Source organism: Vreelandella malpeensis, from assembly GCF_020622355.1.
Classification (GTDB): domain Bacteria; phylum Pseudomonadota; class Gammaproteobacteria; order Pseudomonadales; family Halomonadaceae; genus Vreelandella; species Vreelandella malpeensis.
The window spans coordinates 873898-889139 of sequence record NZ_WHVL01000001.1; the positions used below are offsets into that span (position 1 = coordinate 873898).

Below are 15242 nucleotides of genomic sequence, written 5' to 3' on the forward strand. Positions count from 1 at the left end.
CGCTGCTTCTTCACTTCTTGCTTTTTTTCGGCTCGGCCACCATCACGTAGTCCGCCCCGTGGCTCAGCCCACCGTCGATCTCGATGTGCGCAAGCGCCCGGCGCTCGACGTCGTCGACGTGCTCGAGCATTGCCCGGGCCAGCTTGCGATCCGCCACCGTCGCCATGCGCTGACGGCACATCTTCATCTGACCATCCACGAACTTCTTGCCGTAGCGGATCGGAAAGCGTTTGGTCTCGATGACCTCGAAGCCGGCGCGGTCGAGCTGGCGCGCGACCCAGGCGCTCGGATACTCGCGGTAGGTGCGCTCGCCGGCCAGCAGCAGACACGCATCCCGCAGCCGGCCGATCTCCACCACCAGCTTGCCGGCGGCGGTAGTGGCATCGAAGGGCACGTAGGGCTCGAGGCCGACCAGGTACAGGCGCTTCTTGGTCAGCGCGCAGAGCCTGGGGAAGAGCTCGTCCTGCCAGTAGGGGGCGAAGCCGTCGATGGCGCCAAGTAGATAGTCCGCCAGTACGGTGTCGAAGCGCTCGCCGGCAAGAAAATGCGGGTCCTGCCAGTTGCCCAGCACCAGCCGGTCCTGCTCGCGCTTCTTGCCCTCCACCGCGCGCTCGACGCTCATGGCCATGCCGCCGGCACCGGTCACCGCGGTCCAGCTGTCGGTTGAAAGACCACTTACCCAAGTGATCGAGTTGACGCCAGTGCCAGCGTCGAGGAACGTGCCCCACTGACGCTTGCCGTGGAGCGCTTCAATATGTTCGAAAAGTACCGAGGCCACCCGGGTTCTCCCTTTAAAGCTCGTGATCGTTGGCCGACGCCTGTCGTCCCGAAAAATTACGCTATAACATATCACATATGATTTCGAGAGCGAGCGATCCTGAGACGAGAAAAAGCATGGCAATCCCTAACCAACCCCAATATGATAATAAGTCTCATATAAAATACTTTCTCATAAAAGGATTTCCATGAAGAAGATCGGAACACAAGCCTCGCTCGTCGCCTCCTCGCTGCTGGTCGCCGCCATGAGCGCCAGCGCCCACGCTCAGGAGCGCTTCGCCGTATTCGACCTTGGAAGCCTCGATACCCTGCACGCGCTGGGCGCGAGCGACCAGGTGGTCGGACTGCCCAAGCAGATCCTGCCCGCCTACCTTGCAAGCTTCGACACTGACGACTACGCCGATCTCGGCGGGCTGCGCAGCCCCGACCTCGAGGCGCTTGCGGAAAGCGAGCCGAGCCTGATCGTCTACACCGGCCGCCAGGGCGAGTGGCAGGAGGAGTTCGAGGCGATCGCGCCGCTGTTCGAGGCAAGCCTTTCTGGCAACGAATACCTCGCCGCCTTCGATGACAACGTGCGCGCGCTCGGCGAGCACGCCGGGCTCGAAGAGGAGGCCGAAAGCGCCCTCGAGACGCTGCACGAAGAGATCGAGACCCAGCGCGAAGCGCTGGCAGACGCTCCGCGCACGCTGGTCATCACGCACAACGACGGCAACTATTCGCTCAACGAGCACTCGGTGATCCACGACGTACTGGGTGTGGAGAAACAACAGATGCCGGAGGGCGTCGAAACCGAAACCTTCGGCGCGCGCAGCTTCACGCGGCTCTCGCCGGAAGCGATCGCCGAGATCGACCCGCAGCGCCTGCTGGTGATTGACCGCAGCGCCGCCATCGGCGAAACGCCTCTTGACGCCGATGCCCTGCGCCAACAGCTTTCCGAGGTCGGCGCCAACGATGTCGACGTCGCTCTGCTCTCGCCGGAGCTCTGGTATCTTTCCGGCGGCGGCCTGCAGAGCCTGGCGCTGCAGATCGAGGAAGTAGCCAGCGCGCTGGGCGCAAGGCCCTGAGTCATGCGTGATGCCTGCCCCCGATCGCGCGTCGAGCGGGGGCTTTGGATTGGCTGAGATCCCAAAAGCGGTTTAATCTGAAACGGTTCACGACAAGGAGCCGTTTCATGAGCATTGATACCGCGCGGGGATTTCTGGCCGAGCACGCCCCGGACATCGAGATCATCGAGCTTGAGGAGAGCACCGCGACCGTGGAGCTGGCCGCCAAGGCCCACGGCGTGACGTCCGGCCAGATCGCCAAGACGCTGGCGCTGAAGGTCGGCGAGCAGCCCTTTCTGGTGGTCGCGGCGGGAGATGCGCGCCTGGACAACGCCAAGCTCCGCGAGCGCTTCGAGGCCAAGGCAACGATGCTCGACGAGGCAACGGTGATGGAGCTGACCAGCCATCCTGTGGGCGGCGTCTGCCCTTTCGGACTCGCCACGGTCCTGCCTATCTACTGCGATGAATCGCTCAAGCGCTTCGACGAGGTGCTACCGGCGGCAGGTTCGCCCAGCAGCGCCGTACGCATTGCCCCGGAACGCCTGGCGACGCTGGTAGGCGCCGAGTGGCTCGACGTCTGCTCGCCTGCCTGACTGGCGACGCTGCGACAATCGACGTACACTGGCCGCGTTTCGCACGCGAACAAGTTCTCAGGGCGGGGTGAAAGTCCCCACCGGCGGTGATGGCCAAAAGGCACGAGCCCGCGAGCGCTCCAGGCTATGTCACGTTCTGGAGGTCAGCAGATTCGGTGAGATCCCGAAGCCGACGGTGATAGTCCGGATGAAAGAGAACGGCCGCGCGGACGCGCTCCGGGCCCAGGCACGGGCGCGTCTGCTCGCCGCATGCCCTGATTCTGGCAACCATCATCCATGAGAATGACCATGAATCAGACCTTTCCGTTGACGCTTTCCAGCCACACCACCTCCCAGCGCATCGCCTTCATCCAGGGGCACTGGCACAGCGATATCGTCGGCCAGGCCTACACCTCCTTCATCGAAGAGATCGAGAAAAACGGCCTGCGCGCCGACCAAGTCGAGGTATTCACCGTCTCCGGCGCTTATGAAATCCCGCTTCAGGCCAAGGTACTGGCGGAAAGCGGCCGGTTTGGCGCCATCGTCGGCGCCGGCTTCGTCGTCGATGGCGGCATCTACCGCCACGACTTCGTCGCCCACGCGGTGATCGACGGCATGATGCGCGTTCAGCTCGACACCCATGTACCGGTAATCTCGGTCGTGCTCACCCCGCATCACTTCCACGAGCACGCCACCCACCATGGCTTCTACTTCGAGCACTTCGTGACCAAGGGGCGCGAAGCCGCCAGCGCCTGCCTGAACACGATGGAAAACCTGCACCGGGCGCGCAAGCTGAGCGAGGCGTGATATACACAGGCCCGGTCAGCGCCGGGCCTGTGTACAAGGCATCATTCAACAGCCGCTACCTCGCACGGTAGTGCTCAAGGCTTCGCGTGTCGATCACCACCCGCTCCTCGCTCTCGTCAGAAAAACGAACACTGCAGAGGGAATTGGCGTCATCGATTCGCTCCTTTATTCGATATCCAGCAGGTAGCTGTAGAAAGCAGTGTTGCGCTGCCAACCCAGCGATTCGTAGAGCGCTTGGGCGGGGCATTGTCGGTCTGAGTCATCAGTACCAGCTGCCCCCGGCAGTGAAGGCCGGTCTGCGGCTGTCGCCAGGCCACGCCGGCATGCACCTGGTGGCCGAGCTCGAAAGCATCGAGCAGGAAACCCGGCTGACGGCGCTGGGGCGCCAGGCGGGGGTAACGCTTTCGCCACTTTCGCGCTACTACCTGGGCACGCCGGCACGCACGGGGCTGGTGCTGGGCTATGCGGGCGCTTCGGACGAGGCGATCCTGCGCGCCGGGCAGTGGCTGTGCAGCCTCTGGCTCGCCGAAGTGGCCGCATCGAACGAAGGTCGACTATCTTGATGAGAGGCCCACAGCGTGGCCAGCGGCGACGAATGAGCAGGGCCACGTATTCTCGGTATGCTCTCTTGTAGTAGGGTTACGCTTCACACGCGAATCGATACACCAAACATATCGGGAACACGGGTTCCCCCTGGGGTTAATGTGGCTCAACCACTCTCTTCACCGGCGCCGTCTCAGGCGTCTCGCTGCAAGGCCTGGAGCGTGCACGTGCTCACGGCAAGCGGCGTGCTGCTGGGCACCATGGCGCTGCTGGCGCTGATCGACGACAACCCGGTGGCGTGTCTTCTGTGGCTGGGCGCGGCGATGATGGTGGACGGCTTCGACGGCACCCTGGCGCGCAAGTACGAGGTGAAGACAATCCTGCCCCACTTCGACGGCTCGACCCTGGACATGGTGATCGATTACCTCACCTGGGCGTTCATCCCGGCGCTGTTCATCTACTACTTCATCGACTTGCCGGCGGGCTTCGAGTTGCTGGCGGTGTTCACCATCCTGCTGTCGTCGATGTTCTGCTTCTGCAACGTCGACATGAAAAGCCAAGACAACTACTTCGTCGGCTTCCCGGCGGCCTGGAACATCGCGGCGGCCTACTTCTTCATTCTCGACCTGCCGCCCTGGCTGACACTCGGCGCCATCCTGTTTCTCGCCGTGCTCACCGTCACCAAGATGAAGTTTCTCCACCCCTTCCGGGTGCGCCGCTTCATGCCGCTCAATATCGCCATCACCCTGGTATGGTGCGTGTGCGCCACCGTGCTGATTATCGAAAGCCCCGTCCATGCCGGCTGGGCGCTGCTGGGGCTGGCGGTGGCGTCCATCTACTTCGTGGGCATGTGCCTGTGGCGCACCGCTCAGGAGTGGTTCGACTGACTCACCCGCATTTACCCTAACCTGTTGAAAGGAGGCAAGGATGCCGCTGACCAACCGACAACGCGAGCGCTTTCGGACACTCGCCGCCGAGACCGACGGTATCGATCTTGAGGTGTACCAGCGCTTCGAACGCGACCCGCTGGAGCCGATCATCGGCCTTGGCCGGCGCGATTTGCGCCTCGGCTTCTTCGGCCGCGACCCGGGCCGCGATGAAGTACGCTTCAACGAGCCCTTCATCGGCGCCGGCGGCCAGCTGGTCAGAAAGGCGCTCTACCGCCACCTTTACGGCGAGGAGATGCCGGACTTCGACGCGGCAGAAGAGATCGGCGAGCACTTCTTCTGGATCAACACCGTGCCCTACAAGCCGGTCGGCAACAAGGCGTGGTCGATGAAGGTCAAGCGCCGCTTTCATGGGCTGGTCAGCGAGGTACTGATCTCGCACTGGGAAGGCCGCACTCTGATCACCCTGGGGCGCGAGGCGTTTCTCTGGTTCGGCATCGACCGCCCGGAGGAAGAGCGCGACCGGCTGGAGGCGTTCTGGAAGCGCGAAGACCGCTTCGAGAACCATATCGACGTCACCCTGGAAGACGCACACGGCAAAACTCAGACCTTCACGCTCTACCCGCTCCCCCACCCGTCACCGCTCAATCAGACCTGGTACCGTCGCTTCCCGGATTTATTGAAGCAGCGCCTTGAGCAGCTGGACGTACGGCGAGACAACCTGACGCTCTGAGCGGTTGGCTCATCGCTCGGAGCCATCATTCGGCCTCGAAGACGACGGGAAACTCGCCGGCCTCATCATCGCAGATTTCCTGGGCGCGATACTCGGTCAGCCGGAAATCACCCTGCTCCCACTGCCAGGTACGCTCGCCACCGCAGCCGCCGACGCCGCGACCCTTGTACCGGTCGGTCAGGACACCGGTGTCGGGATCGAAGAGCGAGGCGGTGCCGGTCCAGTTCCCGTTACGCCACAAGGCAAACAGCAACTTGCGCGGTTCGGCGTCTTCCGGCTGGTAGACCGCCTCGAAAGACGTCTGGTAGGCACCTGCGTTGCAGGGCAAGAGCCACAGATCGCCACCCATGTCATCATCCATCGCGTAGCGCTGGGGCGTGATCCCCAGCGATTCGTCGACGGGGGTGCAGGTATCACTCATCTGCGCGCCAACCGCTTTGGGCAGTGCTGACGCTGGCCTCAACGGCAAACCCTATCGACAGCCCCATGACAGCAGCCGTCATCCAGCCAAATGAACGCAACATCATGACTACCTTCCTCTTGCGATGAGCGTTCATGACTCATCGCGACTTGGCAATATCCCTATTTGATACGCCGATTTCATCCAGGTAGCCATCCCCAGGCAATGTTTTCCACTGTCGCTTCTTATTTCATCCTCATGCAGGCCACCGCGTGTTCGCGTAACGGTGGAGGGGATGGAATTGCCCCGCCGGCGCGGGGAACGGCTTCCTCCAGCTTGTTCGGCGAGCGGAGCTTCTGGTTCATCCCCGCAGGTGCGGGGAACGGACCCTGAGTGATGCCCACAAAATGCCCTTTGGCGGTTCATCCCCGCAGGTGCGGGGAACGGACGGTGGCTGCCATACTGCGCTCACCCTCAGGCGGTTCATCCCCCCAGGTGCGGGGAACGGGCCAGCGCAAATTCTCCAGGCGCGAGAACGAGCGGTTCATCCCCGCAGGTGCGGGGAACGGGTACCAATAGACTCCAGGTCGGCCAACACGGGCGGTTCATCCCCGCGCCTGCGGGGAACGGTCGCCCCTGATCACCTGGAGGAAGCAGCCCGACGGTTCATCCCCGCGCCTGCGGGGAACGGTCGGCAACGCTGGCCAACCACTCGCAGCCCGCCGGTTCATCCCCACGCCTGCGGGGAACGGTCTAATTATAGACAATTGATCTAAAAGACAAAAACAGGCAACAAAAAATCCACCACCGTGTTTGGTTACTTTTTGATCAACAGCATATTATTAAAGAACCCTAAAATCAGTTACTTGCTAAGCCCCTATAAAAGTCCACTAAGCGTGATGTTATAGCTGCGTATTCGCGGTGATGTCTACTGAGTCGAACGCTGCTACTCGAGCGGCTGCAGGGCTTCCTCGACCATTGCACCCGCCAGTGCGCCCACGCGGCGCACGGCGTCTTCGATATCCGGCGTAAGTGTGAACGCGTAGTTCAGCCGCAAACACTGGCGGAACTTGCCCGAGGCGGAGAATAGCGCTCCCGGGGCAACGTGAAGGCGGTGCTCGGCCAAGCGGTCGTTGAGACGCACGCAGTCCACGGCGGCGGGTAGCTCTACCCAGAGCAGAAAGCCGCCCTGGGGGTAGCTGATGCCGGTACCGGGCGGGAAGTAGCGCTGCACCCAGCCAATCATTACGTCGCGCTGGCGCTGGTACTGGCGGATGACCGCGCGCAGGTGGCGATCGAAATGGCCCTTGGCGATGAATTCCGCCACCGCCCGTTGGGGCAGTGTGGCGGAGGCGCCGGTGGAGACGTACTTCATGTGCAGCGCCTGGTCGCGGTAGCGCCCCGGCGCTAGCCAGCCGACTCTAAACCCGGGGCCCAGGGTCTTGGAAAAGCCGCTGCACAGCAGTACCCGGCCGTCGTCATCGAAGGATTTCACGGTCGGCGGGCGAGGTTGGGCATACGCCAGATCGCCGTAGATGTCGTCTTCGATGATCGCCACGTCGAAGCGCTGAGCGAGCTGCACCAGCGCGCGCTTGCGCTCGGCGGGCAGGGTGTAGCCCAGCGGGTTGTTGAAGGTGGGCGTGATCTGGATCGCGCGGATCGGCCACTGCTCGAGCGCCAGCTCCAGCGCTTCGAGGCTGATGCCGGTTTGCGGGTCGGTGGGAATCTCCAGTGCTTTCAGGCCGTTGGCCTTGAGGATCTGCAGGGTGCCGTAGAAGCTGGGGGAGTCGACCGCCACCACGTCGCCGGGCTGGGTCAGGATGCGCAGGGCGATGGCCAGCGCTTCCTGACAGCCGGTGGTGATCAGGATATCGTCCGGGTGCAGCAGGCAGTTGGAGGCCACCGCCAGCTTGGCCACCTGCTGGCGAAGCTCGGGACTGCCGATGAGCGTGTCGTAGTTGAAGCCGTTGAGCTCGGTACGGCGATGCAGCCCGCCCAGAATTTTCGAAAGCGGCTTGAGCGTGGCGCATTCGAGGTTCGGCACCCCGCGCCCCAGCTGCAGCCGGTCGTCGTCGCGCCGGGTGGCGATGAGCTCCAGCACTTGGTCCCACTGGGAGACGTCCAGCGGCCGTTGGGCCGGGCGCGACGCCGAGGGCAGCACCGAGGGCGCGTATCCCGGCAGCACGAAGTAGCCGGATTTCGGCCGCGACTCGATCAGCGCCGCGTCCATGAGTTGCCGATACGCCTCCTGGGCGGTCGAGATGCCTACGTCCATTTCCTGGCATACGGCACGAATCGACGGCAGGCGATCCCCCGGACGATAAAGACCATGCTCGATACGCTCGCGCAATACAGCGGCCACTGATTCATAACGTGTCACGGTGCCTGCCTCTTCAGTCGCCATACAGTTGGTGGATAAAGCCACCCTACAGCACCTGAAAATACCTCAACTGTATTTTAAAATCTTTCATTTCTATATCTGTATTGAACTTATGTTGCTGAGTAACCTGAACGGGCCCCCTACAGGAGACCTCCCATGCCCCGCTTCAGCCTTGCAAGCATCCGATCCGGACTACGCCGTTACCGTGAGCGTCAACGCAGCCGCCGCCAGCTCGCCACCCTTGACGACCGGCTCTTGAGGGATGTCGGCATCAGTCGCGCACAGGTTCGCCGCGAAAGCCGCCGCCTCTTCTGACACGCTCTTTTACCAGGGACCGCCCCATGAAAACCGCGACCTACCATCTACTCGACGTTTTTACCGATACCCGCTTCGCAGGCAATCAGCTTGCCGTGTTTCTCGATGCCGATGCGCTCGACAGCCGCACCTGCCAGGCGATCGCCCGGGAGCTCAATCTGGCGGAGACGGTCTTTCTGGGCCGCGCCGATGCGGCGAATCGCTATCCGATGCGCATCTTCACGCCGGTCGAAGCGCTCGATTTCGCCGGCCACCCCACCGTAGGCACCGCCTGGCTTCTGGCCGACCTCGGCCTGGTCGATCGCGGACAGGCGCTGACGCTGGTGCCGCCGGTCGGCGCGCTGCCCATCGCCTTCGACGATGACCGAGCCAGCTTCATTACCGCGCACCCCGCCCGGATAGCATCGAGCGCGCTGGACGGTCCCGCCGCCGCGGCGCTGCTGGGGCTCGAGGCGCACCAGGTCGTCGGTACGCCCGTCATCTCTTCCTGCGGGCTAGCTTTTCATCTGATCGAGCTGCGCGATCTGGCAGCGCTGGCGGCGGTCAGCCTTTCGGCGGCCGAGTGGAAGGCCCGCGTGGCGCCAACCGGTGTCGAGCAGGTCTACCTCTATGTGGCCGATAACCTGCCGAGACTGCGCACCCGCATGTTCTCCCGCGAGCACGGCGTGTGCGAGGATGCCGCCACCGGCAGCGCGGCGGCGGCGCTGAGCGGCTATCTTGCCACCACCGGAACGGCGCGGCGCTGGACCCTTCACCAAGGCGTGGAGATGGGACGGCCCAGCGTGATCGACACCGCCATGGACGCTGACCGGGTACGCGTCGGTGGCCGTGCCGTCTGGATGGGCAAGGGAGAACTGCGGATCGGTTAGCTCCCCATCCTCTGGCATAACAACCTGCCGCTGATGATGGGGTGCCATCACTGGGGCGGCTGAGGCCGCCTTCGCGGATGCCTCGCTGCGCTCGTTATACCGCGCTACGGGGCTAGGGATGAATCAGAGCATGCACCGTAGCGGGTGAGGTAAGCGCCCGCCAAGTCTTACCGCGTTGTGGGAATCAAACTCGAGGGGCCTCGGGCAATGAAGCGTCCCTTGCCGGGACCGCCCGTAGGGCGCCCCTGGTCGGCCACGATCTCGCCGTTGGAAATGACGGTGACGGGATAACCGATCAACTCCATGCCCTCGTAGGGCGTGTAGTCACAGTTGTGGTTGAGCATCGATTGCGAGAGCGTGACGCGCTTCTCCGGGTCCCATAGGGCAATATCGGCATCCGAGCCGATGGCGATGGTTCCCTTGCGAGGATACATGCCATACACCTTGGCATGATTGGTCGCTGACAGAGCAACGAACTGATTCAGGCTGATGCGCCCTTCGCTGACCCCTTTGCTGAACAGGATCGGCAGGCGCGTCTCGACGCCGGGAATACCGTTGGGCACGTACTTGAAGCTCGTGTCGGCACCGGCCTTTTGCTTGCCGGTCTCGCTTTCGTAGATGAACGGGCAGTGGTCCGATGTAAAGGTCGAGAACACGTCTCTGGCCAGGGCATCCCAGCAGGCTTTCTGGTTGGCTTCGTCTCGCGGAGGCGGGCTGCACACGTACTTGCTTCCCTCCATGTTGGCGTTATCCAGATCGTCTGCGGTCAGCGTCAGGTACTGCGGGCAGGTCTCCGCATAGATGGGCAGGCCACGCCGCTTCGCCCACTCGATCTGCTCGATCACATCGCCACCGGAGACATGCACGACGAACAGCGGAACATCGACCAGCTCGGCGAAACTGATCGCACGATGCGTCGCCTCGCGCTCGACCACGATGGGCCGGGAGTCGGCATGGCCGCGCGGCCCAGTCTGGCCGGCCTTCTCCAGGCGCTCGGTCATCTGCTGGATGGCGTCGAAATTCTCCGCGTGCACCATGGTCAGCGCGCCTTCGCGACGCGCCGCCTCCATGACCCGGAAAATCTCGCCGTCGTTCAGCGCCATATCCTCGTAGGTCATGAAGATCTTGATCGACGAGACCCCCTCTTGCACGACCTTGGGCAGATCATGCTCGAGCGCTTGCTGAGTAGGGTCGGTAATGATGGCGTGCAGGGCATAGTCGATATGACACTTGTCCGCCGCGCGCTGATGATGCTCCGCGACCGAATCGAGCAGTGACGCTCCGCGCTCCTGAAGCGAGAAGGCAATGACCGTGGTATTGCCACCGCAGGCGGCCGACCGGGTACCGGATTCGAAGTCGTCGGCCATCACGCTGCCGTCGCTGGTGGGCTGCGCCAGATGAACGTGACTGTCGATGCCGCCGGGCAGGACCAAAAGCCCCGTGGCGTCGATCTCGCGCTCCCCGCCCTCCAGTTTGTCCGCCAGGGCCACGATCTTGCCCTCACGAATCCCGACATCGCAGCGCATGGTGTCGCTTGCGGTCACCACGGTGCCGTTACGAATGATCAAATCGAATCCGGTCATGTAAAGATGCTCTTGTTAGTAAGTGTCGTAGGTGAGTATCGCGGACGAAAGACCCGCAGCGATCACCCCTTGCGAGCGAGATACTTGAGCCAGCCGCCTTGATCGGTGATTTCCACCACGCCATCGGCATCGATCTCCTCGGCACGCATCTTCATGCTCAAAGAGCCGCTGCCGTCCTCGAGTTCGATGACGCTCAACTCGAGCTCGCCGGGTTCGTTGGGCAGCAGCGATTCGCGAAGCTGGGCGTAGGTCACTTCGTAGAGTTCGCCGGGAATCGACTGGCCGCCCTGCTCGACGGGCCAAAGGCCGGGAAACTCATCGCGCACGGAGTAGAAGCGATAGCGAGGAGCGGTCTTGACCGGCCCCAGAAATTTCGCGCCCTCGAGGGCGAAATTGATGCTTCCCCCCGACATCGCCTGGCCGTTGACGAACATGCGCAGCGTTTGGGATTGTTCACTCATGAAAGTTCTCCTTTTCGATCTAATGTCGATGGCGCTCACCGATGATCAGATAACCGCCTGCCAAGGCGACGATACCCGCCCCCAGAAGGGTGGCTCCGGAGGGGACGTCACCAAAAAACCAGTAGCCAATGAGCGTCGCCCAGATCAGCTGTGAATAGAGAAAGGGCGAGACCAGCGATGCCGAGGCCGAACGCATGGCCTCGATCAGTGCGAAATGGCTCAACGCCCCCAGCACACCGATCATGACGAACAGGGCAATGTCCTGGGTCAGGATGGGAACCCAGAAAAAGGGCACCGCCAGCGTACTCACCACCCCGCCGGCCGCGGCGGTATAAAGCAGCGACGTGAGCGCGGAGTCCTGCGCGGCGAAATAGCGTGTTGCCAATTGATAAAGCGCGAAACAGACCGCCATGGCCACGGGCAGCAGAAGCTCCCCGCTCACGCCGCCCACGTTGGGTTGCACGGCGATGAGCACGCCGGAAAAGCCACCCACCACAGCCATGATACGCTTGATACCCACCCGCTCACCCAGAAGTGGAATAGCCAGCAGCGTGACGATGAGCGGTGAACTGAAGTTGACGACGTAAACCTGGGTCAACGGCAACGCGCGCACCGAGAGATAAGCGAACAGCGTGGCGCCCAGCAGCAGCAGCCCTCGGCCCAGCTGCCCCCAGGGAGCCTGGCTTTCGAGTTCGCCGCGATTGAGTCGCCCCATGACGGCCAGCAGCGCCACCAACACGACCAGATGCACGGTGTAGCGCGACCAGGCCAGCTGTACGGGGGAGTAGCGATCTCCCAGGTACTTGGCCAGAGAGTCCATGGCCACGAACAGCGCGGCCGCCGCCAGCATGCACGCGATGCCGCGTAACGGGCGCTGTGAGGCAGCGGTCAACGTACTCAAGAGAGGCGAAGCCCTTCGAATCGGGTCAGCGAAAAAGGCGTCAGATCCCAGTCGCCATGGCCTCGTGTCAGCAGATCCGCCGTGATCTGCCCCACCAGCGGCCCCAGCGTGTATCCGTTGGAGGTCACGGCGTTAAAGAAGCCGGGCAGCCCAGGCGCCTCACCCAGAATCGGTGCGCCGTCGATGTTGATATTGACCGCCGCCCAGCTGCGTATCACACGAAGTCGATTCAAGGCCGGCAGCACGTGCTGCGCCACCCAGAGGTTGCCTTCGATGCTGTCGAGCAGCGGCCGCTGGTAACCAAAGGGAATGCTGAGCCCCGCCGGCCAGCCACCGCCGATGATGACATTGCCGTTCGCCGCCTGCTTGAGCGTCAAGTGACGATCGGCATGAGCCAGCAGAACATCGACCACCGGCTCCGCCGCTTCGGTGACGATCATCTGCAAGGGAGCGGCGTGCACGGGGACGTCGATGCCCGCGAGCCGGCCTATTTCGCCCGCCCAGGCGCCTGCCGCATTGACGATTCGAGGTGCTCGATAGAGACGCCCGCTACGGGTGCCAACCTGCCACTGCCCATCGACGCGCTCGATCGAACACACCGCATCGCCGGTATAAAAGCGCGCCCCGGCCTGCTTGGCCGCCCGCACCAGCGCCGGCGTCGCGAGCAGCGGGTTGATTTTTCCTTCTTCGGCACACCATGCCCCACCCACCACGGCCTCTGACACCGTGGGCACCTTGCGCTCCACGTCGGACCGTCCGACGATCTGGGTATCGATGCCCAGCGAGCGCTCGAGCGCGGCCTTGCGCTCCAGAAAACGCATCTGAACCTCGTTTTCCGCCACCATCAGACCGCCACTGCGCTTGAACTCGATATCGCACCCCAGTTCGCTGGCCAATTGCTCCCAAAGCGAGGCACTCGCCTGCTGCAGCGGTAGCGTACTGGCGGCCGGCCCTCCTCCACTTTCAGCCTTGGCACCGAAATCGAACGACAGCAGCTGAACATGCAGGCTGCCCGCATTGCCACCCGACGCTTGGCCATTGGGCAGCCCGCGATCCAGCACCGCCACGTCGACGCCCCGCTGAGCCAGCGCCCTCGCCGTGGCGCTTCCTGCGACACCGGCCCCGATGACCAGCACCTCGGCATCATTGACCGAACGGGCGGCGCCAGGCGTTTGCCGGCTTGGTGAGCGCGGCATGTCGACGCGCCGGTGGCCGGCCCACTCGCCCTTTTCGATGGCCAGTGCGCCGATGGTGATCGGCTTGATCGGATTCTGCGGAGCGGGCAGATCGAATTGGCTGCCATCACTCTTGTCGCTGGCGATCAGCCGGCTGACCGTCGAGGCGCAGTAGCGGCCCTGGCAGCGCCCCATACCGGCCCGGGTCTGACGCTTGACCGAGGCCACGTCGCTCCCGGCCTCGTAGCCACTGCGGATTTCTCCGGCGGTGATTCCCTCGCAGCGGCACACCACCGTGTCGTCGGTCAGGCCGGCCAGAGGCTTCAAGGGCGACTCGAAGGCGCGCCAGAGTGCTGTCTGAAAGTGCTGGTGCGTTCGCTGTCGCTCCCGCCAGCTCGCGCCGCTGTCGCTCACCTCATGGCCACAGTATTTAGCGGCGGCAGCGCCGGCCAGCGCCCCTTGCGCCAGCGCCAGCTGGGCACCGCCGAAGCCTCCAGCCTCCCCGGCGATGAAGATACCGTCGATATTGCAGCTACCGTCCGCTCGCCGGTCGGCGGAAAGCACGTTCACGGCGGAGGCCGTGGCGGGCGCATACGCGTGCTCGACACCCAGCAGCCGGCCGATCTCGGCCTGCGGCTGAAAGCCGTACCCGAGCCCGACCGCCTTGACGTGCAGGCGACGCCTCGCCTCGCCCAGCTCGCCCGAGGCGGTCACGGGCGCCAGCACCACGCTCTGGACAGCGTCGTCACCTTCGATCGCCGCCACCGCCTGGCCATCGAAAATGGGCACGCGAGCACGTTTGAGGGTCAGCAGGTAGCCAAGTCCCGCGCTGATCAAGCCGGGCGCATGACGACTCGCCTGCCCGGTTCGAGCGAGCGCGGTCAGGGAGGTGAGACGTGCACTCTCGACGACGCCCGCCACCTCGACACCGGCTGCGACCAGCTCGGCGGCGACCTGCAGGTTGAGCGGACCATTCCCGGCAACCAGCACGGGCCCCGGCGGCGCTGTTCGATAGGAGCGCAGCAGCGTTTGCAGCCCGCCCGTGGTCATCACGCCGGGCAGCGTCCAGCCGGGCACGGGGTAAGAGCGCTCGGTGGCGCCGGTCGCGACGACGACAGCGCGAGGCTCGATGATTTTCGCCTCGCCCGCCTGCTCGACACCGATACGCAGCTGTTCCGGGCGCTCTCGAAACGCGCCCCAGACGAGCGTATCGTGCCAGGATCGTACCTTCGCCTCCTTCACCGCCTGGATGAGCTCGCGTCCGGCCTGCATCTGCTTGTCGGGCGCCTTGCCATCGCGCGTCGCGTAGGCTTGCGAAAGCTGCTTGTAGTACTGCCCGCCCAGACTCGGCCGCTCGTCGACCAGTAGCACGTCCGCTCCCGCCTGACGGGCCGAAAGCGCCGCCTGCAAGCCGGCGGGGCCACCGCCGATCACCAGCACGTCCGTCGTCACGATCTCATGAGAGGATTTGGGGGTAGCGTGAGAGGGCGTGTGTGTCAGCGGACTCTTGTAGGGATGACGTGTGACCGTCTGCCCCTGCTGGGCAGGCGTCATGCAGGCACGCACACCGTGATGGCCATCGACGTTGACGAGGCACTCGAAGCACGCCCCCATGCCGCAGTAGTGACCGTGCAGGCCGCCTTGGCGACCCTCGCGCTGGGAGAGATGGCCGGCTCCGACCAAGGCAGAGGCCAGGCTCTGGCCTTCGAGAGCCTTGATGTGTTCGCCTTCGAAGGTGAAGGTGATGCTCGCTGCCGCCTTGACGGCCTTGCGTCCCAGCGCGTCCATGATCGCCC

At 63.8% G+C, this 15242-nt stretch carries 15 protein-coding genes and 1 riboswitch; of the genes, 8 read left to right on the forward strand and 7 right to left on the reverse strand.

Features of this window, described 5'->3' with window-relative positions; all coding sequences use genetic code 11:
• Positions 1-10: 10 nt before the first annotated feature.
• Entirely contained in the window at positions 11-778 is a 768-nt protein-coding gene (locus GEV37_RS03955; protein WP_227388888.1) for a class I SAM-dependent methyltransferase, read from the reverse strand.
• A 187-nt stretch (positions 779-965) separates the two neighbouring features.
• Here GEV37_RS03955 and GEV37_RS03960 point away from each other — a divergent pair, with 187 nt between their 5' ends.
• The 6 genes from GEV37_RS03960 (at position 966) to GEV37_RS03985 (ending at position 5362) form a co-directional block, all read left to right on the forward strand.
• Positions 966-1841 carry an ABC transporter substrate-binding protein gene (locus tag GEV37_RS03960; RefSeq protein WP_227388889.1) on the forward strand — a complete coding sequence of 292 codons (876 nt, stop codon included), beginning with the start codon at positions 966-968 and terminating at the stop codon, positions 1839-1841.
• A 107-nt stretch (positions 1842-1948) separates the two neighbouring features.
• Entirely contained in the window at positions 1949-2413 is a 465-nt protein-coding gene (locus GEV37_RS03965; protein WP_227388890.1) for a YbaK/EbsC family protein, read from the forward strand.
• 49 nt (positions 2414-2462) lie between these two features.
• Positions 2463-2616, forward strand: a riboswitch (FMN riboswitch).
• Positions 2617-2701: 85 nt separating this feature from the next.
• Positions 2702-3199, forward strand: a complete 498-nt coding sequence (locus tag GEV37_RS03970; RefSeq protein WP_227388891.1) for a 6,7-dimethyl-8-ribityllumazine synthase — start codon at positions 2702-2704, stop codon at positions 3197-3199.
• A gap of 284 nt (positions 3200-3483) precedes the next feature.
• Positions 3484-3762: a hypothetical protein gene (locus GEV37_RS03975; RefSeq protein ID WP_227388892.1), complete on the forward strand. Its 279-nt coding sequence runs from the start codon at positions 3484-3486 to the stop codon at positions 3760-3762.
• A 141-nt stretch (positions 3763-3903) separates the two neighbouring features.
• A complete protein-coding gene (gene pcsA / locus GEV37_RS03980) occupies positions 3904-4629 on the forward strand; it encodes a phosphatidylcholine synthase (protein WP_386111144.1) in 726 nt (241 codons plus the stop codon).
• 40 nt (positions 4630-4669) lie between these two features.
• Positions 4670-5362: a uracil-DNA glycosylase family protein gene (locus tag GEV37_RS03985; protein ID WP_227388893.1), complete on the forward strand. Its 693-nt coding sequence runs from the start codon at positions 4670-4672 to the stop codon at positions 5360-5362.
• A gap of 25 nt (positions 5363-5387) precedes the next feature.
• Here the strand turns inward: GEV37_RS03985 and GEV37_RS03990 are convergent, their stop codons facing one another.
• Both GEV37_RS03990 and GEV37_RS03995 read right to left on the reverse strand, forming a co-directional pair.
• Positions 5388-5783: a DUF1176 domain-containing protein gene (locus tag GEV37_RS03990; RefSeq protein WP_227388894.1), complete on the reverse strand. Its 396-nt coding sequence runs from the start codon at positions 5781-5783 to the stop codon at positions 5388-5390.
• A 925-nt stretch (positions 5784-6708) separates the two neighbouring features.
• Entirely contained in the window at positions 6709-8142 is a 1434-nt protein-coding gene (locus GEV37_RS03995) for an aminotransferase-like domain-containing protein (protein ID WP_227388895.1), read from the reverse strand.
• A 156-nt stretch (positions 8143-8298) separates the two neighbouring features.
• Here GEV37_RS03995 and GEV37_RS04000 point away from each other — a divergent pair, with 156 nt between their 5' ends.
• Positions 8299-8457: a YjiS-like domain-containing protein gene (locus tag GEV37_RS04000; RefSeq protein ID WP_227388896.1), complete on the forward strand. Its 159-nt coding sequence runs from the start codon at positions 8299-8301 to the stop codon at positions 8455-8457.
• A gap of 26 nt (positions 8458-8483) precedes the next feature.
• Positions 8484-9326, forward strand: a complete 843-nt coding sequence (locus GEV37_RS04005; protein WP_227388897.1) for a PhzF family phenazine biosynthesis protein — start codon at positions 8484-8486, stop codon at positions 9324-9326.
• A gap of 167 nt (positions 9327-9493) precedes the next feature.
• Here GEV37_RS04005 and hydA read toward each other — a convergent pair whose 3' ends face one another.
• The 4 genes from hydA to GEV37_RS04025 all read right to left on the reverse strand — a co-directional run bounded on the left by hydA (position 9494) and on the right by GEV37_RS04025 (position 15234).
• Positions 9494-10909: a dihydropyrimidinase gene (gene hydA, locus GEV37_RS04010; protein ID WP_227388899.1), complete on the reverse strand. Its 1416-nt coding sequence runs from the start codon at positions 10907-10909 to the stop codon at positions 9494-9496.
• A 62-nt stretch (positions 10910-10971) separates the two neighbouring features.
• Entirely contained in the window at positions 10972-11370 is a 399-nt protein-coding gene (locus GEV37_RS04015; RefSeq protein ID WP_227388900.1) for a gamma-glutamylcyclotransferase, read from the reverse strand.
• 19 nt (positions 11371-11389) lie between these two features.
• Entirely contained in the window at positions 11390-12271 is an 882-nt protein-coding gene (locus tag GEV37_RS04020) for a DMT family transporter (protein ID WP_227388902.1), read from the reverse strand.
• Complete coding sequence (locus GEV37_RS04025) at positions 12268-15234, reverse strand: FAD-dependent oxidoreductase (RefSeq protein WP_275951396.1); 2967 nt, start codon at positions 15232-15234, stop codon at positions 12268-12270. Before GEV37_RS04025 ends, GEV37_RS04020 begins: the two co-directional genes overlap by 4 nt.
• Positions 15235-15242: the final 8 nt, after the last annotated feature.